Genomic DNA, 24,829 nt, shown 5'->3' with positions numbered 1-24,829 from the left:
ACCGGCCTTTTTGTTTTATATGAGCCATCTTTTTTGTTACGCGTATCTTATCTGATCGGAGCGGGATAAGAAATCAGTCCAGCGAACTGATTTCCTCGCGTAGACGCTTCACACTTTTCGGGATACGCTTGAATAATGAATTGAGGGCAGTGATTTGAGCATCACACATCCGTCTGCAGAACGACCGGCGCATGACAGCGTGTGGAACAAAGGCATCTGGGGCTGGATGTTTTTCGATTGGGCGGCTCAGCCGTTTTTTACCGTCGTCACCACTTTCATTTTTGGCCCTTATTTTATCTCGCGTATGTCGGCTGATCCGGTGGCAGGGCAGGCGGCATGGGGCTATGGCGTGGCTTTTGCCGGTATAATCATCGCAATCCTGTCTCCCGCGCTGGGTTCTATTGCGGATAAAACCGGTGCAAGAAAACCATGGATCGGTTTCTTTGCTGTCATCAAAATCATCAGCCTGTCCTTGCTGTGGTATGCCGAGCCGGGATCAAGCTATGTCTGGGTATTGCTGGCCTTCATCTGCGCTTCCGTTGCCGCAGAATTTTCTATCGTTTTCAACGATTCCATGATGCCGAGGCTTATCCCTGCCTCGCATATCGGGCGGGTGTCGAATTTTGCATGGGGGCTTGGTTATCTCGCCGGAATGATTGTGCTGATCTTTGTGGTGACTTGTCTGGCAGCCTCGCCGGAAACCGGCAAAACGCTGATCGGCATTGAACCACTCTGGCATCTGGATGCACTGAAAGGTGAGGATGCCCGTATCACAGGGCCGATTGCAGCGCTGTGGTATCTGATTTTCATTCTACCGATGTTTATCTTCACGCCGGATCAGGAAAAGGGCATGGGGCTGAAAGCAGCCATTGGCGAAGGTCTGGCAGAGCTGAAAGAAACGCTGCATGAAGTGCGCAAAAAGGCGGCTCTGTTCCGTTTTCTGATCGCGCGGATGATCTATCAGGATGGCGTCAATGCATTGCTGGCGCTGGGCGGCGGTTTTGCTGCGGCGATGTTTGGTTGGTCAATCACCGAGATTGGTCTGTTCGGTATTATCCTCAATGTCGTGGCGATTTTCGGCTGCTGGTTTGCCAGTTATGTCGATAGCTGGTTCGGCTCCAAATGGGTGGTGGTGATATCGCTGGTGCTGTTGCTGATTGCCACATTGGGCATTGTTTCCACAGGGCCGGATTATACGCTTTATGGTCTGGTGCATTTTCCGCCGGACAGTAATACAGGGCTGTTTTCCTCCGGTGGGGAAAAAGCCTATCTGGCTTTCGGGATGCTGATTGGCATTGCTTTCGGGCCGGTGCAGGCATCTTCCCGCTCGTGGTTTGCCCGCAGTGTCGAGCCGCATGAGGCTGGGCGCTATTTCGGTATTTATGCGCTGGCGGGCAGGGCAACCAGTTTTCTGGCACCGTTTCTGGTGGCGAGCATGACAGCGGCCAGTGGCTCACCGCGCCTTGGTATTGCGGTACTGGTTCTGTTCTTTGTCACCGGACTATATCTGGCGATCAGAACCCCTTATCCGGCAAAATCCGAATAATAAAAAAGGCGGCTGAAAAGCCGCCTTTTTCGTTTGACTATGCCTGTTAGTGGCGGAAGTGGCGCATGCCGGTAAAGACCATGGCAATGCCTGCTGCATCAGCCGCTGCAATCACTTCATCATCACGCATTGAGCCGCCTGGCTGGATAACAGCTGTGGCACCGGCTTCAACAGCCGAGATCAGACCATCAGCAAACGGGAAGAACGCATCCGAGGCAACAACTGAGCCTTTGGTAAGCGGCTCGCCGCCAGCTACTGCTGCTGCATCTTCTGCCTTGCGCGCTGCAATACGGGAAGAGTCGATGCGGCTCATCTGGCCTGCGCCAACGCCAACAGTTGCGCCGTCTTTAACATAGACAATCGCATTGGACTTGACGTGTTTGGCAACACGGAAGGCAAATTTCAGGTCAATCATTTCCTGTTCGGTTGGCGCGCGTTTGGTCACGACTTTAAGGTCGAGATCATCAACATTGCCATTGTCACGGTTCTGGATCAGCAGGCCACCGGCAACGGTTTTCGCGGCAATGCCCGGTGCGCGGACATCCGGCAGGCCGCCGGTAACGAGCAGGCGCAGGTTTTTCTTGGCGGCAACTATGGCCTGTGCTTCCGGTGTTGCATCCGGTGCAATAATCACTTCAGTGAAAATCTTGACGATTTCCTCAGCAGCTTCCGCATCCAGTGTACGGTTGAGAGCGACAATACCGCCGAAGGCTGAAACTGTATCGCAGGCATAGGCCTTGAGATAAGCGTCTTTCAGCGATGCACCTTCAGCTACACCGCATGGATTGGCGTGTTTGATGATGGCAACGGCTGCGGTTTTAGCCGGGTCAAATTCTGCCACCAGCTCATAAGCTGCATCGGTGTCATTGATATTGTTATAGGATAGCTGTTTGCCCTGAAGCTGGGTGGCAGTGGCCACACCGGCGCGGGTTTCACCGGTCAGGTAGAAACCGGCCTGCTGATGCGGGTTTTCACCATAACGCATCACGGAATGCAGTTTACCGGCGAGTGCGCGGTGCAGCGGCGCTTCTTCCTTTGTGGTTTCAGCAAACCAGCCGGAAATTGCAGCATCATAAGCAGCCGTACGGGCAAAAGCCTTGCCGGCCATGCGCTGACGGAAGGCATAAGGCAAAGAGCCATTGCCGGTTTCCAGCTCAGCAACAACGCTGTCATAATCGTTAGGATCGGTGACGATGGTCACATAGGCATGGTTTTTGGCCGAAGCGCGGATCATCGCAGGGCCGCCGATATCGATATTCTCAACGGTGGTATCGTAGTCACCGCCCTGATAGCGCACTTCTTCAAACGGATAGAGATTGATTACTACCAGATCAATGCCGGTGATATTGTGGGCTTCCATCGCTGCGACATGTTCCGGATCATTGCGCACGGCGAGCAGACCGCCGTGAACGCCCGGGTGCAATGTCTTGACGCGGCCATCCATGATTTCAGGGAAATTGGTGATTTCCGAGACGTCGCGCACCGGAATACCCGCTGCTGCGATGGATTTGGCGGTACCGCCGGTGGACAGAAGCTCAACGCCCTTTGCGTGCAATGCGCGGGCAAAGTCTACCAGACCGGTTTTATCCGATACGGAAAGCAGTGCGCGGTGCACAGGGAAAAGATCAGGAGCGGGAATATGTTTGGAGCTGACAGCCATGACGGTCTCTTTGTGCTTTATGTCGGGACAATGCGTCTGGACGGATCTGATTACCCGTCACATACATCAATCCGGTAAAGTGGGACAAAGGCGGCGTATCACAGGCGCGCGAGGAATCCTAGATTTTTATGACATTCATACATACTGACCGAGACCGGTGCGGGTAAAGCGCCAGCTGACGTGGTCACTCTCTGTCGCAGAGAAGGTCAGCACGATCTGGCGCGAGCGCACAGGGCCGCGGAAACCGGCGAAGAAGATGGAATCTTCAAGCTGCGGCATCACATCAGCGCAGGAAAAAGCCCAGCTGTCATCGTGATCGGCGGTCAGATGCACCACACCGTCTTCATCCATGCGGATATAGACCTGCGGATGAATATGAAAGCGCACAGTCACCAGATCGGATTGCTGTTTGTTTTTACCACTGCGCGTGGTTTTCAGATGCGATTTGATAAAGCGGTCAACACCTTCAATCAGACTGCCATTATGAGACAGCACAACCTGCCGCTCATGGGTATAGCCGAACAGCCGGACATAACCGTCATGGCTGGCAACAAATCCCTGTTCGCCCATGCCTTCCAGTCGTTGACGTCTGACACTGGTTGGGCCTGCAATAATCGGCGTGCCGAGTACACTGGAAATGCTGGAATTGAGACTGAAACGGCACGAAGACGTGTCGTTGATCGTCGCCGTGGAATGGGCTGCAGTCGTGCGGCCAAGCGGCCGGAATTCCGGCGGGCCGTAACGGTCAATACCGGAATTGACAATATAGCGTTGACGGCCGGAGGACATTTCAAATGCCAGACAACCGGCATGGGCATCGCGTGATGCGGTGACCGGTGGCGGCAGACCCGTATCGGCAATGATTGTGGTCGAGCCCATATGCAAGCGCTCATAGCCGGAATGCGGCGCATGAGTGAGCGGCGCGCCGTCTGTCTCGTCATGACGCAACACGGAAATCAGACGCTCCGGCAAGGTAGGTCCCACGCCATTGAACAATGCCAGACTGCCGTCCTGATGACGGAAGAAACGCAAGGCTGGCAACATCCGCTCAACGGTTTCAATCAGGGCTTTGGGCGGCGATTCATTGCCGTTGCTATAGGTCTGGCGCAGTGGCAGCAGATCGGCCAGCAATTCCAGAATGGCGGCAGGATTGCGCGAAATATGGCCGCCATCGGCCAGTATCTGCCGGTTCAGCTCATATTCAAGATGGCGGCGTGCCGAACGCGCCATGGATTGCGAGACCGGCAGTGCAAGACTGGCAAAGGCCAGTGCAATACGTGCGCGTAATTTGTCTTCACCATCATCCATCACACCGGTCATGGTGCGCAAATAGCGTACTTGCATCGCCAGCGAGCGCATGAATTTGCGATAGGTGGCGAGATCGGAGGTGGCAAGGATGATGTTGGAATGCTGGAGCCAGGCGATAATACGCTGCGCGGTAATTTCCGGCGACCAGGCAATGCCTTCAATGCGCTTGCCATGCATACGGATCCAGTCTTCGACCAGAGCGCGGGCATTGACCATAGCCAGTTCGGTTCCGGCGGCGCGCATATTGCGAAGCCAGCCAAAGGAATGCAGCGAGGCTTCCCATGCATCTGTCGGTGGTTCAATGGCAAAAGGGGAGATGCCGCCGGTTTCCACCAGACGACCGGCCAGCGCATAGCGGCCGTGATAAAATTCCTGTGCCAGCTGCGGGTCGGCAACGCGCAAATCCGGCGGAGCAATCAGCACGCGTTCCGGTGTAAAGCCGGAAAAACGCCAGCGAAACATCGGCCCGCGCCGCACACGTCTGCTGAAACGTCGCCAGCCTTGGGCAACGGCCAGTGTCCACAGATGCGGGGTTTCGCTCAGCGCGACATTCACGGCAGGGTACTCCTTAGAGCATGTCGCGCTCAAATGAATGCATTTGAGCTACCGCGAACATGCGACAATTAACAGAATCTAGAGCGAACGCAGCAGTGGCTACGATTAAACGCGACACGCTCTAGAGCATGTCGCATGGATAAATCCGGTGGCGATATGCTTCGTTATTCATGCGCTATGATCTATCATTCCACGGCAATAGTGAACTCTTTGTTAACCAAGAGCTGCGGAATGATGTGGATCGGCATGTTTTTTTAAGAAACAGATAAGTTATTGGTTGGTTTTCAGGCCGGACGACGGAAGCGTGCAGCAAAGAAACCGTCAAGACCGGCCATTTTCGGCTCATCATGAGGCAAATCAGCAGGCGTTGAACGCAGGAAGCCCTGATCTGTAATCAGCGGTTCCATGCCCTTCAGCTCTTGCACGTTGAATGGCTCGGACTTCAGCACGCCTTCTGCAAGAATAGCCTGCGCCATATCTTCACCTTCCTCGCGGTTAAGCGAGCAATTGGAGAAGACAATAATGCCGTCCGGTTTGACCAGAGAAATGGCATGACGAAGAAGTTTGGCCTGTACCTGTGCCAGCCGGACAATATCATCCGGTGTTTTTGTCCAGAGTACATCCGGATGGCGGCGCACTGTGCCGGTGGATGAGCAAGGCGCATCCAGCAGAATGGCGTCAAACAACTCGTCTGTCTGATAGTCGAGAATATTGGTCGCGATCAGTTCCGCTTCCAGTTGCAGACGGTCGAGATTGCTTTTGAGACGCTTGAGGCGGTTCTTATTGATATCGAATGCGGTGACATGGGCACCGGCCATAATCAGCTGGGCAGTTTTGCCGCCGGGCGCTGCGCAAAGATCGGCAACGCGTTTGCCTTTGATATCACCGAGCAATGTGGCAGGCAGGCTTGCAGCCGCATCCTGCACCCACCATTCACCTTCCGCAAAACCTTCCAGCGAGGTGAGGGCACCTTCAAAAGAACCAAGACGTACAGAACCGTTTGGCAGCAGCGTGCCGCCGAGTTTTTCTGCCCATTCTGCCGGATTGTTTTTAACCGTCAGATCAATGGAAGGTTCATAGGCCTGCATGGCCAGAATGGCTTCTGCCTGTTTCTTGCCATAGGTTTTAGTCAGGCCTTCAATATACCATTCAGGGCCGTTCGGAATTTTCAGCTCGATAGCGCGCTCTTTATTGCGGGTGAGGCGGCGCAGCACGGCATTGACGAGGCTGGCATATTTGCGGTTGCGCGGATCGATATTGGCGGAAGTTACAGCCAGATCAACGGCTGCATGATCCGGCACGTCGAGATAGAGGATCTGTGCCGCACCGACATGGAGCAATTGCTGCAAGGCAGTCGCATTGGCAGGCAGCGGACGGTCGAGCAGCTTGCACAAGGCTGTTTCAATGGTGTTGCGGTTGCGCAAGGCGGTACCGAGAATAGCGCGAACCAGTGAGCGGTCGCGGTCATCCAGTTCCATATATTGCGGGTGACCGTGATGCGCATCGGTGAGGCCGTCCAGCGATGTGTTTTTGGCAACCACGGCATTGAGCAGTTTGGCAGCGCATTGGCGCACATTCAGCCCCGGATGCTCTGCTTCAAGCTTTGCGCGATATTCGGCCTCGGACTGACCAAGATTATGATCCTGATTTTGACTCTGCTTATCAAACGGCTTTTTATCTGAGCGAAAGCCGGTGCGTTTTGCGGCAGGGTTTTTATCGTTCAAGACCACGGTCCTTTATAGGGTTTTTCCGGCTCATCATCCGGTGATGAACCACTCTGCGGCGTTTGCCCCCACGGATTATTCCGTGTCGGTGTGCTGTGCGGGCGGTTCTGTGATTGGCTCTTTGTCGCGCTATATGCACCAGACTGACGGTTCTGAAAACCATTATCTGTATTATCATAGACAGAATTAATGCCCATTTCCTGCGCAATGCCCTCCAGAGCGGCAATACGGTTTGCCGTATCAGGGTGGGTGGAGAACAGATTATCCGCACCGCGACCGCTCAAAGGATTGATAATAAACATATGCGCGGTTGCCGGATTATGCTCCGCCTCTTCATTCACAGTTTCATGGGCACCGCGTGCAATCTTGTTCAAAGCCGAGGCCAGCCAGAGCGGGTTGCCGCAGATTTCCGCGCCGCGCCGGTCGGCAGCATATTCACGGGTACGGCTAACGGCCATCTGCACAATCATGGCCGCAAACGGTGCAACAATCATCGCGATGATTGTGCCGATCATGCTCAGAGCATTGTTGTTTTCACGATTGCCGCCAAAGAACATAGCGAAATTGCCGAGCATGGAAATCGCACCGGCAAGCGTCGCGGTGATCGTCATGGTCAGCGTGTCGCGGTTCTGCACATGCGCCAGCTCATGCGCCATCACGGCGGCAACTTCCTGCTTGTTCAGGCGCTGCAAAAGGCCGGTTGTGGCAGCAACAGCTGCATTTTCCGGATTACGGCCGGTAGCAAAAGCATTGGGCTGATCTTCGTTGATGACATAGATTCTAGGTGTTGGCAGACCGGCGCGATCCGACAATTCACGGACGATGCGGTAATATTCCGGTGCAGTATTTTCATCCGCCTCCTGCGCATTATACATACGCAGCACCATCTTGTCGGAATTCCAGTAGCTGAAGAAATTCATGGCAACAGCTATCACCAGAGCAATCATCATGCCGCCTGAGCCGCCGATCAGATAACCGATACTCATAAACATGGCTGTCATGAAGGCAATCAGCATGGCAGTACGCATCATGTTCATTCAGTATCTCCGTTCCGGTTCGTCAATAAGGTCATTTTCATGTGATGATAAAATGGGGCTTGCAGACTATATCTTCAATAAGACAAGGGCTATGATAGCACTGCTAAAACTTAATTTGATATATGCTGCAGACGGACAGGACAAAACCCATGGATAATGAAACACCATCAGTGAATAATAATGTGGTTTCATTGGCAGATTATCAAAAAACAGATGCTCCTGCACCACGCAAAAAATTTGAAGACCTGCCGCCTGCCGCCCAGCGTGCTTTGCTGGAGGCTGAAGAGCGCCGCGCCGCAGAACAGCAGGCAGAAGCGGCAAAAGAAATCGGTGGTCGTGGCGGCAAAGATCCGGCGCGCTATGGCGATTGGGAAATCAAAGGTCGCACGATTGATTTTTAAAGGCGGATTTTTCCGGTTCTATGATTCACGTGAAATGACGGGAGACGGGCATAATAGATGTCCCATTCATCCTCGCCGGTTTTGTGAAAGCCGTGTTTTTCATAAAACCTTGCAGCATCGCTTTTTTGTAAGACACTGAGCTTTATAATTTTCTTTGCCTGTTCAGCTTCGGTAATCAGTTGCGCTAAAACAAGGCTTCCTAAACCGCACCCTTGAAAAGCCGGTGCAATGTAAAAATGTTCCAGAAGCCAGTCGCCTTCGTCAGGCCCAAGTGCAACACATCCGGCGAACTGGTTGCCGATCAAGATTAAGCGTGTGTGCTGCGGACGGAAACTATTTTGAAAACGTTCAAACGCCCGCTGCGGGTCAAAACGGCCGATCCGTTCAAGGCTTTCCCGCATGGTGAGCAGACGCAGCTCCAATAATCTGCTGAAATCTTCTGAACGTGCGGGGCTGAAGTGAAAATGCATGATCCGGCCTCATTTGGCTGCAAAGCGGTATGATTATTGCCAGAGCATTGCTATCAGGAAAACAGGTATTTCAAATACGGGTTTGACAGATGAAAATTGCGGTTACCGGTGCTGGCGGGTTTATCGGGCGCAGGCTTGTCATGCATCTGCGCGAACAGGCGCATGAAGTTCGGATTATTACACGTCATGAGCTGAGTGAGCCTGATTTTTCCGGTATAGAATGTGTCATCCATTGTGCAGGCATTGCGCACAGAAGCGGAAGCAATGCTGCCTCTCCCGCAGAAATGGACGCGGTTAATCACCGGCTGGTTTTGGCTTTGGCTGAACAGGCACGCATGGCGGGAGTGAAGCGCTTTATCTTTGTTTCGACAATTAATGTGGTTGCGGGGCATCCGTCATCGCTGACAACAGATTTGTCCTATCGCCCGCTGTCTGATTACGGGCATGCAAAAGCGCTGGCGGAGCAGGGGCTTTTGAAAATGCAGGGCATTGAGATTGGTATTGCACGGCCTGCGCTGGTTTATGGTGCCGGTGCCCCCGGTAATCTGCGCCTGTTATTGAAGCTCTGCGACAGTGCTGTGCCTCTGCCCTTTGGCTGTGCCAATAATCAGCGCAGTTTTGTTTCTTGTAATAATGTGGTGCGGGCACTGGAATTTATGGCTCTGGCCGGTCAGTCACAAATTGACCGCCGGATTTTCCATCTGGCTGATCCGGTTTTGCTGTCGACAAAACAGCTTGTCACAAGGTTGCGGCAGACAATGGGCAAAGCGAACAGAATGGTGCCTGTGCCACGCCCGCTGATGAAAGCAGGGCTGACACTCTTGGGCAAAAAAGCCATGTATGAGCAGCTTTTTGAAGATCTGATTATTGATGGCAGTGATCTGAAGGCAGCTGGTTTTATCTATCATGACGGCCAGCCGGATATGACCGCAATGGCCGATGCCTATATAAATAAAAAGGCCGGTTGAACCGGCCTTTTATTCTGTCACTTACGGTTCTGACGCTTTTCGATCAGATCATCCACCACTGCCGGATCGGCCAGAGTTGATGTATCGCCGAGTGCACCAAAATCATCTTCCGCAATTTTACGTAAGATTCGGCGCATGATCTTGCCCGAACGGGTCTTTGGCAGACCCGGTGCAAATTGGATCATATCCGGTGTTGCAATCGGTCCGATTTCACTGCGCACATGCTTGGTCAGTTCTTTGCGCAGCGCATCTTCATCATGCTCTGCTTCGCCGGTCATCAGCGTGACATAGCAATAGATGCCCTGACCCTTGATCGGATGCGGATAGCCGACAACGGCAGCTTCCGATACCGAGTGGTGCGAAACCAGAGCCGACTCGATTTCCGCAGTGCCGAGGCGGTGGCCGGAAATATTCAGCACGTCATCGACGCGGCCGGTAATCCAGTAATAGCCGTCTTCATCACGGCGGCAGCCGTCGCCGGTGAAATATTTGCCCTTATAGGTGGTGAAATAAGCCTCGATGAAGCGGCGGTGATCACCATAAAGGGTACGCATCTGACCCGGCCATGAATCGGTGATGCAGAGATTGCCGTCAGCCGCGCCTTCGATCACAGCACCTTCCGCGTCCACCAGCTGTGGCTTGATGCCGAAGAACGGACGGGTTGCCGAACCCGGTTTCAAATCGGTTGCACCCGGCAGCGGGGTAATCAGAATGCCGCCGGTTTCGGTCTGCCACCATGTATCAACAATCGGGCAGGTCTGATCGCCGACCACATTATAATACCATTCCCATGCTTCCGGATTGATCGGTTCACCGACCGAGCCGAGCAGACGCAGAGATTTGCGGGAATTGCGGGTCACGAATTCATCACCGGCACCCATCAGAGCACGGATTGCCGTTGGTGCGGTATAGAAAATATTGACCTGATGCTTGTCGACCACTTCCCAGAAACGTCCCTGATCCGGGAAGTTCGGCACGCCTTCAAACATCAGCGTGGTGGCGCCATTGGCGAGCGGACCGTAGACAATATAGGAGTGACCGGTGACCCAGCCCACATCCGCTGTACACCAGTAAATATCGCCTTCATGATAATCGAAGACATATTCATGGGTCATCGAGGCATAAACGAGGTAGCCGCCGGTGGTGTGCAGCACGCCTTTCGGCTTGCCGGTGGAGCCGGATGTATAAAGGATGAAGAGCGGGTCTTCAGCTTTCATTGGTTCCGGTTCGCAAACCGCATCGACGCTTGCAATTTCCTGATGATACCAGAGATCGCGGCCGCGACCCCAGTTGATCTTGCCGCCGGTACGGCGCACAACCAGAACCTTGTTTACAAACACATATTGTTTAGCGGCGATATCAATCGCGGTATCGGTATTTTCTTTCAGCGGAATAGGTTTGCCGCCGCGGATACCTTCATCTGAGGTGATGACGAATGTGGATTCACAGTCAATAATACGACCGGCCAGCGCCTCCGGTGAAAAGCCTGCAAAGACGATGGAATGTACTGCGCCGATACGCGCACAAGCCAGCATCGCATAGGCTGCTTCCGGAATCATCGGCAGATAGATAGTAACGCGGTCGCCTTTGCGAACGCCGTGTTTTTTCATCACATTGGCAAGGCGGCAGACATTTTCATGCAGCTCGCGATAGGTGATTTTCTTGTCGATATAAGGGTTGTCGCCTTCCCAGATAATCGCGGTCTGATCTCCGCGCTTTTCGAGGTGACGGTCAATACAGTTGTAAGAGACATTGGTGACGCCGTCTTCATACCAGCGGATAGAGACGTTATCTTCGAAAGACGTATCTTTCACCTTGGTATAAGGTGTGAACCAGTCAATACGTTTGCCGTGTTTGCCCCAGAATGCGTCAGGGTCGCTGATGCTTTCATTGTACCATGAAAGATAGGTGTCATTGTCGATCAGCGCGCGCGCTTTCGCCTCCGGCAAAATCGGATATTTCTTCTCGGACATAGTTCCTCCTCGCGCCGGCGGCCCTCCTTGCCGGCACATTGCATAAAAAACCGCACCATTGTTAATGCGTGCGGTTCGCATCGTAAATCAGGCAAAAAGTCTGATCTGCTCCCGTATTGGTGTCGGGGTGCCTCATAGAGTTCCCTCATAGGGTTCAATGACGGCGTAATCCCTCCGGCACAATTGTCGGAATTGCGCCGGAGTTTATAATTGTTACAGGGTGAAGCAAGACAATTATTTGCGACAAGTTGTTGTCCTGTAAGATTACAGTGAAAAACTGCACAGCATGAAAAGAAGATTTGGTCAGGCTTTTGTTAAAGGCGGACGACTGCCGAAAATTGCCGAACCGACACGCACATAAGTCGCGCCGAAAGCAATGGCGGTCTCGAAGTCACCGGACATACCCATTGATAATTCAGAGACGCCTGCTTCAGCCGCCAGCTTGCGTAGCAGGGCAAAATGCGGCCCCGGATTTTCATCAACCGGCGGAATACACATCAGACCGGCAATCTCCAGCCCGTGCACATCACGGCAACGGGCAACAAAGGCAACAGCTTCACGCGGATCAATACCTGCTTTTTGCTCTTCGCTGCCGGTATTAACTTGAACGAATAATTTGACGGCGCGGTTCTGCTTCCTGATTTCTCCGGCAAGGCTTGCGGCAATCTTTTCGCGGTCAACAGTCTGAATCACGTCGAATAAAGCCACAGCATCCGCCGCTTTGTTGGATTGCAGCGGGCCGATGAGATGAAGCTCAATATCGGAGAAGCGCTCGCGCAGTTGCGGCCATTTGGCTTCGGCTTCCTGAACGCGGTTCTCACCGAAAATACGTTGTCCCGCTTCCAGCGCAGGTGTAATCTCTGCAGCATCAAAGGTCTTGGAAACCGCAACCAACTGCACCGAACCTGCTGTCCGCTGCGCTTCGTGTTCACTTTGCGCAATAGCCGTGCAAACTGCTTTGAGATTGTCAGCAAGGGTGCTGGCGGGTGCATTCATGGTATAAATCTCCTTTTTCTGCCGCTTCACTATGGGAGAAGGTTGACGCTTTGGCCAATCCATGATGAAGGTCGCACTACATATTCCATTCTCTTTGCATGAGTAAATACAGCCATGGTAACTGAACGGGCAACCGAACGATATAATCCGCGCGTAAGCGAAGCCCATTGGCAGAAGATCTGGGAAGAAAACAAGATCTTCGAAACGTCCAATGATGATCCACGCGAAAAATATTACGTGCTGGAAATGTTTCCTTATCCGTCCGGCCGCATTCACATCGGCCATGTGCGCAATTACGCAATGGGCGACGTGATTGCCCGCTATAAGCGCGCGCGCGGTTTTAACGTTCTCCATCCGATGGGATGGGACGCCTTCGGTATGCCAGCAGAAAATGCGGCGATGCAGAACAAGGTTCATCCGAAAGAATGGACCTATCAGAATATCGCCACCATGAAACGTCAGCTCAAAACCATGGGTCTGTCGCTGGACTGGTCACGCGAATTCGCAACCTGTGATGTGGATTATTACCACCGTCAGCAGATGCTGTTCCTTGATATGTTTGAAAAAGGTCTGGTGACCCGCAAAACATCCAAGGTCAACTGGGATCCGGTCGATAATACGGTTCTGGCCAATGAGCAGGTTGTTGACGGCCGTGGCTGGCGCTCCGGTGCGCTGGTTGAACAGCGCGAACTGACCCAGTGGTTCTTCAAGATCACCGATTTCAGCGAAGAGCTGCTCGCCGGTCTGGATACGCTTGACCAGTGGCCGGACAAAGTGCGTCTGATGCAGAAGAACTGGATCGGTAAATCGGAAGGCCTGCAGCTGCGTTTTGCGCTTGCTGAACGCGAAGGCGATATTGAGGTTTATACAACCCGTCCGGATACGCTGTTCGGTGCGTCTTTTGTGGCGATCGCTGCCGATCATCCGCTGGCAAAACAGCTCGCTGAAACCAACGAAGGTCTGGCTGCTTTTGCTGCTGAATGCCGTCAGCATGGCACATCTGTTGCCACGCTCGAAACCATTGAGAAAAAAGGTTTCGATACTGGTTTGCGCGTTCAGCATCCGTTTGATCCTTCATGGACATTGCCGGTCTATGTCGCCAATTTCGTGCTGATGGAATATGGTACAGGCGCGGTCTTCGGTTGCCCTGCACATGATCAGCGCGATCTGGATTTTGCCAATAAATATAAGCTGACCGTTACACCGGTTGTTCTGCCTGCCGGTGCGGATGTTGCAAGCTTCACTATCACCGATACGGCCTATAGCGACGAAGGTACGCTGATCAATTCGCGTTTCCTCGACGGCATGACACCGGAAGCTGCGTTTAATGAAGTGGCGGATCGTCTGGAAAAGACTGATCTCTATGGCAAGCCGCAGGCATTCCGCAAAACACAATATCGTCTGCGTGACTGGGGTATTTCCCGTCAGCGTTATTGGGGCTGCCCGATTCCGATGATTCATTGCGAATCCTGCGGAACCGTGCCTGTGCCGCGCAATGATCTGCCGGTGCAGCTGCCTGATGATGTTACTTTTGACCGTCCGGGCAATCCGCTGGATCGTCATGACAGCTGGCGCCATATCAACTGCCCGAAATGCGGTAGCAAAGCCCGCCGTGAAACCGATACGATGGATACATTTGTTGATTCATCCTGGTATTTTGCGCGCTTCACTGCTCCTTGGGAAAATGAACCGACTGACCGCAAGGCTGCTGATGAATGGCTGCCGGTTGATCAATATATCGGCGGTGTGGAACATGCGATCCTGCATCTGCTCTATTCGCGCTTCTTCACCCGCGCCATGAAAGTGGCCGGTCATCTGGAAGTGGAAGAGCCGTTCAAAGGTCTGTTCACACAGGGTATGGTGGTTCACGAAACCTATAAGCATAATGGTCAGTGGGTGTCGCCGCTGGAAATCCGTATCGAAGACAAAAACGGTGTTCGTTCGGCAACCATGCTGGATTCCGGTGAAACGGTAGAAATCGGCTCGATTGAAAAAATGTCGAAGTCGAAGAAAAACGTTGTCGATCCGGATGATATTATTTCATCTTATGGTGCGGATACCGCGCGCTGGTTCACTCTGTCGGATAGTCCGCCGGAGCGCGACATTGTGTGGACAGAAGCCGGTGCGGAAGGTGCGCATCGCTTTGTGCAACGCGTCTGGCGTCTGATTTCTGAAGCCGGTGAAAACCTGCAAGGTGTTGCTCCGAAAGCTGCCTATGAAGGTGATGCCGCACAGATTTCCAAGGCCGCCCATAAGACTGTGAAAGCCGTTGGCGACGATATTGAGAAAATCGTTTTCAACCGTGCGATTGCCCGTCTTTATGAGCTGCTGAATGTGCTGAGCACACCTTTGCAGGCTGTTGCTGCCGGTAAAGCCGATGATGTGACCAAAGCTGCCACCCGTGAAGCGACAGATATGTTCATCGCAATGATTGCACCGATGATGCCGCATCTGGCTGAACAGTGTAATGCGGTTCTGGGCGCGACAGATCTGGTTGCCACCCGTGGCTGGCCGGTGATTGATGAAGCATTGCTCGTTGAAAATGACATTACACTGCCGGTACAGATTAACGGTAAGAAGCGTGGTGACATTACAATTGCGCGTGATGCGGATCAGGCAACAGTGCAAGCAGCGGTTTTGGCTCTTGACTTTGTTCAGGCTGCGTTGAACGGTAGTCAGCCTAAAAAGCTCGTTGTTGTACCGCAGAGGATTGTGAATGTCGTTGTCTGATCATCACACTAAAGACAAATCTCCGATCCGCAAAAAGCGGCTGGCAGTGCTGACAGGTCTCGTCCTGTCAGCGTTTGTTGCCGGTTGTACGGTGCAGCCGCTTTATTCATCAAGTGGCAGTGCCGGTGTCGGTGGTGTGCCTTCCAGTGTTAAAACCAAACTGGCAACCATCAAAGTGGATGATGTGGATTCCATTCCGGCGCAGGCGGTGCGTAACCGCCTGATCTTCGGACTGTCCGGCGGGGCAGGGGAACCGTCACAGCCGGCTTATCATTTGGCACTTGGTTTCTCGACAAGCACAGAATCTGCTGTTGAAGTGGATGTGGGTGATTCAACGGAAGGCCGTGCATCTGCCGGTACGGTTCGTATGAGCTCAAATTATGTGCTGCGTGACAGGGATGGCAAGGTTGTAGCCACCGGCCGCCGTCAGGTCAGTTCATCCTATGACCGTCCGCGTCAGGAATTTGCGAACCTGCGTGCCCATCGTGATGCCCAGCAGCGTGCAGCCGAAGAGCTGGCGCAGTATCTTGTACTGTCTCTGGCTCAGGATATGCAGAAACTCCCATAGCACCTGATCCAAAACCGCCAGACTGGGCTGCAAATGGCAATTTCCTGCGCTCCGGTACTCATGTACCTCAAAGTACATTCCGTTCCGGTGCTCAAAAATCACCATTTTCGCCACAGCCTGACAATTTTTGACCGAGGTTCTATATCCGTGTTTCGTGAATATTAAAAAAGCCCGCTAAAAAGCGGGCTTTTTTATTCATGCGATGATTGCCGGATTAAGCAATCGACTGACCGGTTTTTGCCCAGTCTGCCAGAAATGCTTCCAGACCCTTATCAGTCAGCGGATGCTTGACGAGGGCTTTCAGTGTGGCAGGTGGAGCAGTGATGACGTCCGCGCCGATCAATGCAGCTTCCTTAACGTGATTGACGGTACGCACGGAAGCAGCAAGAATCTGGGTTTCAAAACCGTAATTGTCATAGATCGTGCGGATTTCACCGATCAGATCCATGCCATTCAGACCGATATCATCAAGACGGCCGATGAAAGGCGAGATATAAGTCGCACCGGCTTTGGCTGCGAGCAGCGCCTGATTGGCCGAGAAGCACAGGGTCAGGTTGGTTTCATGGCCATCAGAGGTCAGAGCCTTACAGGCCTTCAGACCATCCAGCGTTACCGGCAGTTTGATGCAGATATTGTCGGCGATTTTCGCCAGCACAGCTGCTTCTTTCATCATGCCTGCATAGTCAGTCGCGGTGACTTCTGCGGAAACAGGACCTTTAACAATCGAGCAGATTTCCTTGGTCACATCAATAATGTTGCCACCGGATTTCAGGATCAGCGATGGATTGGTGGTAACGCCGTCAACCAGTCCCAGATCGTTGAGTTCACGGATGTCTTTGACATCGGCGGTATCCACAAAGAATTTCATTTCAGCTTATCCTCCGTTATGGGCTTGCTGTACAGACGGTATTATATCCGACAAAGATAGGATTGTTTAACGCATATTTCTATAAACCGAAACTGCCTTTGGTGAATAACAGCGCATCTCATCAAGAATTGAATATAAGCAGTGTTTGCGGTTAAGTGCAGTTGTGAAAAACAGCGGTGAAAACAGCATGCCGGAACTGATCGGGATAATTTTTTGAACGGGAAAACAGAGATTAAGACGCGCCGTGTTGTTCCGGTTCTTGTGCCGATGCCGGCGGAACGTCCCTATAGTTATCTGGTTCCTGAGGAAATGGACGTTCAGGCCGGTTCAATTGTGCGCGTGCCGCTGGGGCCGCGCGAAGTGGCCGGTATTGTCACCGATGATGCGAGCGATCAGGTCGATCCTAAAAAGCTGAAATCCATCCTGCATGTTTTCGACTGCCCGCCGGTGAGCCGCGATATGCTGCGCTTTATCCGCTGGACGGCAGATTATACATTGTCACCGCCCGGTATGGTGGCAAAAATGGTGCTGCGTGCACCGGCCGCTTTCGATCCTGAACCGTTCATTCCGGGCTTGCGCTATATTGGCGGCAAAGCCGAGCGGCTGACAGCAGCGCGTGAAAAAGTGCTGGAGGTTGCCAATAATGGTCTGAGCTGGACGAAGTCCGGCCTTGCCCATGCAGCCGGTGTTTCCGGCAGCGTGGTTGAAGGGCTGAAAGCACAGGGGCTGTTCGAAGAGGTGATGATCCCGCCGCCGCCGGTGGTCGGTGAACCTGATCCGTTTTACGGGCAGGCGGATCTGTCCGAGGATCAGCAGGCCGCAGCACAATGTCTTGTCGAAGCGGTGGAAGAGCAAGTCTATTCGGTCTCGCTGCTGCATGGTGTGACAGGTTCCGGTAAGACAGAAGTTTATTTTGAAGCAGTGGCGCGCGCTGTCGAGTTGGGCAAACAGGTTCTGATCTTGCTGCCGGAAATTGCGCTAACCCAGCAGTTTCTCGACCGTTTTGAAAGCCGTTTTGGCACGCGTCCTGCAGAATGGCATTCTGATCTGGCGCCACGCCAGCGGGAACGCGTCTGGCGGCAGATTGCGGAAGGTACGGTCAAAGTCGTGGCCGGAGCGCGCTCGGCTTTGTTTTTGCCTTTTGCTAATCCCGGTCTGATTATTGTCGATGAAGAACATGACCCCGCCTATAAGCAGGAAGACCGCGTGTTTTATAATGCCCGTGATATGGCGGTGGTGCGTGGTTCTATCGGCAAATTCCCTGTTATTCTGGCCTCGGCAACACCGTCGATTGAAAGTCTGGTCAATGCCAATCAGGGGCGCTATCGCTATGTGCCGTTGCAGGGACGCTATGCCGATGCGGCATTGCCGGATCTGAAACCGGTTGATATGCGCCGTTCTCCGCCAGTGGCAGGACGGTTTTTGTCGCCGGCTTTGACAGAAGCTGTCGGGCAGGTTTTGCAGCGTAAAGAACAGGCTTTGCTGTTTCTCAACCGGCGCGGTTATGCGCCGCTGACTTTGTGTCGCGTCTGCGGGCACCGTTTTCAATGTCCTGATTGTTCAAGCTGGCTGGTGGAACATCGCTTCCGTGGTCAGCTGATGTGCCATCAATGCGGCTATCACGAGAAAAGTCCTGAAGCCTGTCCGTCCTGCGGGGCGCTGGATCATCTGGTGGCTTGCGGTCCCGGTGTGGAGCGTATTGCCGAGGAAACTGCTGCAACCTTTCCGGATGCGCGAATTATCGTGCTTTCATCCGATATGCTTGGCGGGGTGACACGGCTGCGCATGGAGATGGAGGCGATTGCCAAAGGGGAGGCGGATATTGTGATCGGCACCCAGCTGGTCGCCAAAGGCCACAACTTTCCGCTGATTACGTTGGTGGGGGTTATTGATGCCGATCTCGGTCTGGCCAATGGTGATCCGCGTGCCGCAGAGCGCACATTTCAGTTGCTTAATCAGGTGACAGGTCGTGCAGGTCGTACAGGGCGTAAAAGTGTTGGTCTGATTCAGACCTATCAGCCTGATCATCCGGTATTGAAAGCGATTATTGCCGGTGATGCGCATGCTTTTTATGAACGGGAAATTGAAGAGCGTCAGCGCGGGATGCTTCCGCCTTTCGGGCGGCTGGCGGCGCTGATTATTTCGGCTGACAGCAGAGCAGAAGCGGAGAGCCATGCCCGTGCATTGCGACGTGCTGCGCCGAGAGATAGCGAGATTGAAGTGCTGGGGCCTGCCGAAGCGCCTTTGGCAGTGATTCGCGGGCGGCATCGCTTCCGGTTGCTGGTGCAGGGATCAAAACGTTCTGATCTGCAGTCCTATTTGCGGGCATTGCTGCAGGCAGCGCCAAAAGCGCGCGGCTCCTTACGGGTGCAGGTGGATATTGATCCGCAAAGCTTCCTTTAACTTGCAGAGTTTTAGAAGCCTTGCTTGGCAGCGGTATCAATGCGAACCGATAATTTTGCTTTGCTTGGCTCGAAGTCAGGAATATAGCTCACTTATCGTGTTATGTTTGGTGCTGCTCACAGAGAAGCAACGACTGTTTTAAGAGGTGTAACGTGGCGTTTTATCTACCTTCAAGTCAGGGTGAATGGCTGGCATGGACTGTGGGCGTTATCACGTTGCTCTTTGGTTTGATCCTGATGTTTGCACCGGGAATTTCGCTGAAAATTCTGCGTCTCAACGCTCCTGATCTGCGTGCCAATGCTCTTTCATCGGTACGGGCGACAATTGCAGGGCCTTATATCGGCCTTGGCGTGGCCTGCCTGTTATTCGCGCAACCGTTCTTATGGATGGCGCTGGGTTGCGTCTGGGGCTTTGTGCTTTTCGGCCGTCTGATTTCGATGATGTCGGATAAGGCTAACAGTTTTTATAACTGGATTGCCGTTGTGGTCGAGCTGATGCTGGCCGCAGGCCCGTTGCTCTTTGCTTTCGGCTTTGTTGCCTGACTTTTGAAACAGGCCGCGCTTCAGCAGAATCTGTCAGACAGAGGCTGAAGCGGGAATCAGTTGCGGCTGAATTATGCTCCAAAGAAAAATCGTATGATGTGAGCATAATTTTGCCGGAATTCTGCAAATGGTTAGCGAAATGCCTGTTTGGATAATCCGGCATTTTCTTCGCGGTAAAATCATCCTGCATATTCATTTAAGTTATTGTTATATTTGAATAATTATAAGCGGCGCTGATTTTTGCAGCCTGCAGTGCTTATGAACTTTAGCTCATGAAACCTGTCCGTCGCATCAAAATAGCACTGTAAAGCGCATGAAACGGCGGGATTCGCGTGTTGCGAGTCCTGATTGTCTATGCTAGACGGCTTTCGAATTTCAATGCAGTCAGGCGGGTCGTCCGCAGGGCACAGATGGTGGTGCAAATCGGCACTTCATCGGGGGGTATTGAAAAACATCAATAAAATCGCTGTTTTTGTGCATGGATAAACTATGCGTTAAAAGCGGGATTTCAACCAAGAGAGATGGTTATTCGTGACAGGATCGTCTTCGCTCATTTCCGGTGTTGCTCAGCGCTATGCTGGATCCCTGTTTGATCTGGCGCTTGAGTCTAAATCCGTTGCTCAGGTGGAGAAAGATCTTGGCCGCATCGAGGCTATGATCGGTGAAAGCGAAGAACTTCGCCGCCTGATCCACAGCCCGGTCTTCTCTGCTGAAGATCAGCTCCATGCAATCGCCGCAGTTGCAGACAAAGCCGGTATCACCGGTCTGGTCGGCAATTTCCTGCGTGTTGTTGCTGGTAATCGCCGGCTTTTCGTATTGCCGGACATGATCAAAGCTTTTTATCTGATCGCCGCTGAAAGCCGCGGTGAAGTTGCAGCTGATGTGACTTCTGCCCGCGAATTGACGCAGGCGCAGCAAAATGAATTGAAGGCGACGCTGAAGAGTGTGGCCGGCAAGGACGTGACAATCAATGTCACTGTCGATCCGTCGATTCTTGGCGGTCTCATTGTGAAGCTGGGATCGCGTCAGATTGACACTTCCCTTCGCACTAAACTTTCTTCTCTTAAGCTTGCACTGAAAGAGGTCGGCTGATGGACATCCGCGCTGCGGAAATTTCCGCAATTCTGAAAGAGCAAATCAAGAATTTTGGCCAGGAGGCAGAAGTCTCCGAAGTTGGTCAGGTTCTTTCCGTTGGTGACGGTATCGCCCGTGTATACGGTCTGGACAATGTTCAGGCCGGTGAAATGGTCGAATTTCCGGGTGGCATCCGCGGTATGGCGCTCAACCTTGAAAGCGACAACGTTGGTGTTGTTATTTTCGGTTCTGACCGTGACATTAAAGAAGGCGATACCGTTAAACGTACCGGCGCCATCGTTGACGTTCCAGTCGGTCCTGGCCTGCTCGGCCGCGTTGTTGATGCTCTTGGTAACCCGATCGACGGCAAAGGCCCGATCGTTGCAACCGAGCGTCGCCGCGTAGACGTTAAAGCTCCTGGTATCATTCCGCGTAAATCGGTTCACGAACCGATGTCGACCGGTCTGAAAGCCATTGACGCTCTTATTCCTGTTGGTCGTGGTCAGCGCGAGCTGGTTATCGGTGACCGTCAGACCGGTAAGACCGCAATCATTCTCGACACCTTCCTGAATCAGAAGCCGATCCATGATAACGGCCCTGACAAAGACAAGCTGTTCTGCATCTATGTTGCGATCGGCCAGAAGCGTTCGACCGTTGCCCAGTTCGTTAAAGTGCTCGAAGAGCGCGGCGCACTGGAATATTCGGTTGTTATCGCTGCGACTGCTTCCGATGCTGCGCCTCTGCAGTATCTGGCGCCGTTTACAGGCTGCGCAATCGGTGAATATTTCCGCGATAACAGCCAGCACGCTCTGATCGGTTATGATGACCTTTCCAAGCAGGCTGTTGCTTATCGTCAGATGTCCCTGCTGCTGCGTCGTCCTCCGGGCCGTGAAGCTTACCCAGGTGACGTATTCTATCTTCACTCCCGTCTTCTCGAGCGTTCGGCTAAGCTGAATGACGAACTCGGTGCAGGTTCTCTGACCGCTCTGCCGGTTATTGAAACTCAGGGCGGTGACGTTTCCGCGTTTATTCCGACCAACGTGATTTCGATCACAGACGGTCAGATCTTCCTTGAAACCAACCTGTTCCACCAGGGTATCCGCCCTGCTGTTAACGTTGGTCTGTCGGTTTCCCGCGTGGGGTCTGCCGCTCAGATTAAAGCGATGAAACAGGTTGCCGGTTCGATTAAGGGGGAGCTCGCTCAGTATCGTGAAATGGCTGCGTTTGCGCAGTTCGGTTCCGATCTGGATGCTGCAACCCAGCGTCTTCTGAACCGCGGTGCGCGTCTGACTGAACTGCTCAAGCAGCCACAGTTCTCGCCGCTGAAAACCGAAGAACAGGTTGCTGTGATTTTCGCCGGTGTTAACGGCTATCTCGATAAGCTGGCTGTTAATCAGGTTGGCAAATTTGAAGCCGGTCTTCTGGCATCGCTGCGCAACGAGCACAAAGATGTGCTGGATGCGATCCGCGATCAGAAGGCAATCAGCGACGAAATCAAGGGCAAACTCAAGGCAGCTATCGACGCTTTCGCCAAGAACTTTGCTTGATTAACTCTGACGGGATGAACGGATGCCTTCACTAAAGGATCTGAGAAACCGTATCGCCTCGGTTAAGGCGACGCAGAAAATTACCAAGGCGATGCAAATGGTCGCCGCGGCTAAGCTGCGTCGTGCCCAGGAAGCAGCCGAAGCGGCACGGCCGTATTCTCAGCGGATGAGTGCAGTTCTGGCCAATATTGCCCAGAATGTAAGCGGTGATGATGCACCGAAACTGATGGCGGGTACCGGTAAAGACGATGTGCATCTGCTCATCGTCGCTACTGCGGAACGTGGTCTGTGCGGTGGTTTCAACTCGCAGATCGCACGTCTCGCCCGTGAACATGCCCGCCAGTTGCTGGCAAAGGGTAAGACAGTAAAAATCATTACTGTCGGCAAAAAAGGTGCGGACATTCTGCGTCGTGACTTTAGCGGTCAGATCATCGATCACGTTGATCTGCGCGAAGTTAAGCAGCTTGGTTTCGCCAATGCCGACCAGATCGGTCGCAAACTGATCGCGCTTTTCAACAAGGGCGAATTTGATGTTGCGACACTGTTCTACTCGCAGTTCAAGTCGGTGATTAATCAGGTTCCGACTGCTCAGCAGCTTATTCCGGCATCTGCCAATGGCGGGGCTGGTGATGCTGGGGAAGCGGTTTCTACTGGTGGTGCGATCTATGAATATGAGCCGGATGCGGCTGCTATTCTTGACGATCTTCTGCCGCGCAACATCTCTGTCCAGATTTTCAGCGCTCTGCTTGAAAATGTGGCCGGTGAAATGGGCGCAAAAATGAGCGCGATGGATAACGCAACGCGTAATGCGGGCGATATGATCAACAAGCTGTCGATCACATATAACCGTCAGCGTCAGGCTCAGATCACCACAGAACTGATTGAAATTATTGCGGGCGCGGAAGCGCTCTAATCGGAAGGTAAGGATCGATGGCTAAAGCAGCGACACCGAAAACTACCAAGACCACGGCAAAGGCTAAGTCCGGCGAGGCTGCATCTGGTGCAGTCGGCCGTATCAAGCAGGTCATCGGCGCTGTCGTCGACGTCCAGTTTGATGATCATCTGCCTCTGATCCTGAACGCGCTGGAAACCGACAACCTCGGTAACCGTCTCGTTCTGGAAGTTGCTCAGCATCTTGGCGAAAATACAGTACGTACCATTGCTATGGACTCGACCGAAGGTCTGGTTCGCGGTCAGGAAGTACGTGATACCGGCGATGCGATCCGCGTTCCGGTAGGGCCTGAAACACTCGGCCGTATCATGAACGTGATCGGTGAACCAGTTGATGAAGCTGGTCCGATCGTGACTGCTGCGACCCGCGGTATTCACCAGCCGGCTCCTGAATATATCGAACAGTCACCTGAATCCGAGATTCTGGTAACCGGTATTAAGGTTGTGGATCTTCTCGCCCCTTACGCTAAAGGTGGTAAGATTGGTCTGTTCGGCGGTGCGGGCGTTGGTAAAACCGTTCTCATCATGGAACTCATCAACAACGTGGCTAAAGCCCACGGTGGTTACTCGGTATTCGCCGGTGTTGGTGAGCGTACCCGCGAAGGTAACGATCTTTATCACGAAATGATCGAATCCGGCGTTAACAAGCTGGGTGGCGGCGAAGGCTCGAAAGCAGCTCTCGTTTACGGTCAGATGAACGAGCCGCCAGGTGCGCGTGCCCGTGTTGCTCTCTCCGGTCTGACGATCGCTGAAAGCTTCCGTGATGACGGTCAGGACGTGTTGTTCTTCGTGGATAACATTTTCCGCTTCACACAGGCTGGTTCGGAAGTGTCCGCGCTTCTCGGCCGTATTCCTTCCGCTGTGGGTTATCAGCCTACACTGGCAACGGATATGGGCGCGATGCAGGAACGCATCACCACCACAACCAAAGGCTCGATCACTTCGGTGCAGGCAATTTACGTTCCTGCGGATGACTTGACTGACCCTGCGCCTGCGACTTCCTTTGCGCACTTGGATGCGACTACGGTTCTTAACCGTTCGATCGCTGAAAAGGGTATTTATCCTGCGGTTGATCCGCTTGACTCAACATCCCGTATGCTTGACCCGATGATCGTTGGTGAAGAGCATTACGAGACTGCCCGTCAGGTTCAGTCAATTCTGCAGCGCTACAAGTCGCTTCAGGACATCATCGCCATCCTTGGTATGGACGAATTGTCTGAAGAAGATAAGCTGACAGTGACCCGTGCCCGTAAGATCGAGCGCTTCCTGTCCCAGCCGTTCTTCGTGGCTGAAATCTTCACCGGTTCGCCAGGTAAGCTGGTTGATCTTCAGGATACAATCAAAGGCTTTAAAGGCCTTTGCGCAGGCGATTACGATCACCTGCCTGAAGCAGCTTTCTACATGGTCGGTTCGATTGAAGAAGCGATTGAAAAAGCACAGAAGCTGGCACAGGCCGCTTAATGTGATTGGTCAGGCAGGCTTTGGTCTGCCTGACCGTTCTTACAACA

Annotated in this window: 19 protein-coding genes; 11 read left to right on the top strand and 8 right to left on the bottom strand. The window is 53.1% G+C overall.

The window, feature by feature from the left end; translation table 11 throughout:
- Positions 1 to 226: 226 nt before the first annotated feature.
- Complete coding sequence (locus LDL70_RS13725) at positions 227 to 1,546, top strand: MFS transporter (RefSeq protein ID WP_225688570.1); 1,320 nt, start codon at positions 227 to 229, stop codon at positions 1,544 to 1,546.
- Positions 1,547 to 1,592: 46 nt separating this feature from the next.
- On the opposite strand, the gene purH is transcribed toward LDL70_RS13725, so the two are convergent.
- The 4 genes from purH to htpX form a co-directional block, all read right to left on the bottom strand.
- A complete protein-coding gene (gene purH / locus LDL70_RS13720; RefSeq protein ID WP_225685305.1) occupies positions 1,593 to 3,206 on the bottom strand; it encodes a bifunctional phosphoribosylaminoimidazolecarboxamide formyltransferase/IMP cyclohydrolase in 1,614 nt (537 codons plus the stop codon).
- 135 nt (positions 3,207 to 3,341) lie between these two features.
- The gene (locus LDL70_RS13715) at positions 3,342 to 5,069 is read right to left on the bottom strand and encodes a heparinase II/III family protein (protein ID WP_022709880.1); all 1,728 of its coding nucleotides are present in this window, start codon (positions 5,067 to 5,069) and stop codon (positions 3,342 to 3,344) included.
- A 284-nt stretch (positions 5,070 to 5,353) separates the two neighbouring features.
- On the bottom strand, positions 5,354 to 6,793 hold the full coding sequence (locus LDL70_RS13710; RefSeq protein WP_370637693.1) for an RsmB/NOP family class I SAM-dependent RNA methyltransferase: 1,440 nt from the start codon (positions 6,791 to 6,793) through the stop codon (positions 5,354 to 5,356).
- Positions 6,790 to 7,830, bottom strand: coding sequence for a zinc metalloprotease HtpX (gene htpX / locus LDL70_RS13705; protein WP_370637692.1), 1,041 nt, complete (start codon positions 7,828 to 7,830; stop codon positions 6,790 to 6,792). Before htpX ends, LDL70_RS13710 begins: the two co-directional genes overlap by 4 nt.
- A gap of 149 nt (positions 7,831 to 7,979) precedes the next feature.
- Here htpX and LDL70_RS13700 point away from each other — a divergent pair, with 149 nt between their 5' ends.
- Positions 7,980 to 8,231: a DUF1674 domain-containing protein gene (locus tag LDL70_RS13700; RefSeq protein ID WP_225685304.1), complete on the top strand. Its 252-nt coding sequence runs from the start codon at positions 7,980 to 7,982 to the stop codon at positions 8,229 to 8,231.
- Here LDL70_RS13700 and LDL70_RS13695 read toward each other — a convergent pair.
- A complete protein-coding gene (locus tag LDL70_RS13695; protein ID WP_225685303.1) occupies positions 8,228 to 8,701 on the bottom strand; it encodes a GNAT family N-acetyltransferase in 474 nt (157 codons plus the stop codon). The genes LDL70_RS13700 and LDL70_RS13695 overlap by 4 nt on opposite strands.
- Positions 8,702 to 8,790: 89 nt before the next feature.
- Between LDL70_RS13695 and LDL70_RS13690 the strand changes: the two genes are divergently transcribed.
- Entirely contained in the window at positions 8,791 to 9,669 is an 879-nt protein-coding gene (locus LDL70_RS13690) for an NAD-dependent epimerase/dehydratase family protein (RefSeq protein WP_225685302.1), read from the top strand.
- 17 nt (positions 9,670 to 9,686) lie between these two features.
- Here the strand turns inward: LDL70_RS13690 and acs are convergent, their stop codons facing one another.
- Positions 9,687 to 11,642, bottom strand: coding sequence for an acetate--CoA ligase (gene acs / locus LDL70_RS13685; protein ID WP_225685301.1), 1,956 nt, complete (start codon positions 11,640 to 11,642; stop codon positions 9,687 to 9,689).
- A 303-nt stretch (positions 11,643 to 11,945) separates the two neighbouring features.
- Complete coding sequence (locus LDL70_RS13680; RefSeq protein WP_225685300.1) at positions 11,946 to 12,638, bottom strand: YggS family pyridoxal phosphate-dependent enzyme; 693 nt, start codon at positions 12,636 to 12,638, stop codon at positions 11,946 to 11,948.
- 114 nt (positions 12,639 to 12,752) lie between these two features.
- Here LDL70_RS13680 and leuS point away from each other — a divergent pair, with 114 nt between their 5' ends.
- The gene (gene leuS, locus LDL70_RS13675) at positions 12,753 to 15,368 is read left to right on the top strand and encodes a leucine--tRNA ligase (protein WP_225685299.1); all 2,616 of its coding nucleotides are present in this window, start codon (positions 12,753 to 12,755) and stop codon (positions 15,366 to 15,368) included.
- Positions 15,355 to 15,936, top strand: coding sequence for an LPS assembly lipoprotein LptE (lptE, locus tag LDL70_RS13670; RefSeq protein ID WP_075657253.1), 582 nt, complete (start codon positions 15,355 to 15,357; stop codon positions 15,934 to 15,936). Before leuS ends, lptE begins: the two co-directional genes overlap by 14 nt.
- A 214-nt stretch (positions 15,937 to 16,150) precedes the next feature.
- Here the strand turns inward: lptE and fsa are convergent, their stop codons facing one another.
- Entirely contained in the window at positions 16,151 to 16,804 is a 654-nt protein-coding gene (gene fsa, locus LDL70_RS13665; protein WP_075657254.1) for a fructose-6-phosphate aldolase, read from the bottom strand.
- A 267-nt stretch (positions 16,805 to 17,071) separates the two neighbouring features.
- Between fsa and LDL70_RS13660 the strand changes: the two genes are divergently transcribed.
- The 6 genes from LDL70_RS13660 (at position 17,072) to atpD (ending at position 24,782) form a co-directional block, all read left to right on the top strand.
- On the top strand, positions 17,072 to 19,207 hold the full coding sequence (locus LDL70_RS13660; RefSeq protein ID WP_370637838.1) for a primosomal protein N': 2,136 nt from the start codon (positions 17,072 to 17,074) through the stop codon (positions 19,205 to 19,207).
- A 152-nt stretch (positions 19,208 to 19,359) separates the two neighbouring features.
- Positions 19,360 to 19,749, top strand: coding sequence for a DUF4345 family protein (locus LDL70_RS13655; protein WP_022709892.1), 390 nt, complete (start codon positions 19,360 to 19,362; stop codon positions 19,747 to 19,749).
- Between the two features lie 531 nt (positions 19,750 to 20,280).
- On the top strand, positions 20,281 to 20,841 hold the full coding sequence (locus LDL70_RS13650; protein WP_022709893.1) for a F0F1 ATP synthase subunit delta: 561 nt from the start codon (positions 20,281 to 20,283) through the stop codon (positions 20,839 to 20,841).
- Complete coding sequence (gene atpA, locus LDL70_RS13645; RefSeq protein WP_022709894.1) at positions 20,841 to 22,370, top strand: F0F1 ATP synthase subunit alpha; 1,530 nt, start codon at positions 20,841 to 20,843, stop codon at positions 22,368 to 22,370. Before LDL70_RS13650 ends, atpA begins: the two co-directional genes overlap by 1 nt.
- Before the next feature lie 22 nt (positions 22,371 to 22,392).
- The gene (locus LDL70_RS13640; protein WP_022709895.1) at positions 22,393 to 23,283 is read left to right on the top strand and encodes a F0F1 ATP synthase subunit gamma; all 891 of its coding nucleotides are present in this window, start codon (positions 22,393 to 22,395) and stop codon (positions 23,281 to 23,283) included.
- Positions 23,284 to 23,300: 17 nt separating this feature from the next.
- Entirely contained in the window at positions 23,301 to 24,782 is a 1,482-nt protein-coding gene (gene atpD, locus LDL70_RS13635; RefSeq protein ID WP_022709896.1) for a F0F1 ATP synthase subunit beta, read from the top strand.
- The last annotated feature ends 47 nt before the right edge of the window (positions 24,783 to 24,829 follow it).

Source organism: Pseudochrobactrum sp. XF203 (assembly GCF_020341615.1).
In the GTDB taxonomy this organism is placed as follows: domain Bacteria; phylum Pseudomonadota; class Alphaproteobacteria; order Rhizobiales; family Rhizobiaceae; genus Pseudochrobactrum; species Pseudochrobactrum saccharolyticum.
Note: the sequence above shows the minus strand (reverse complement) of the source record. Positions and strands in the feature narration are given on the sequence as shown.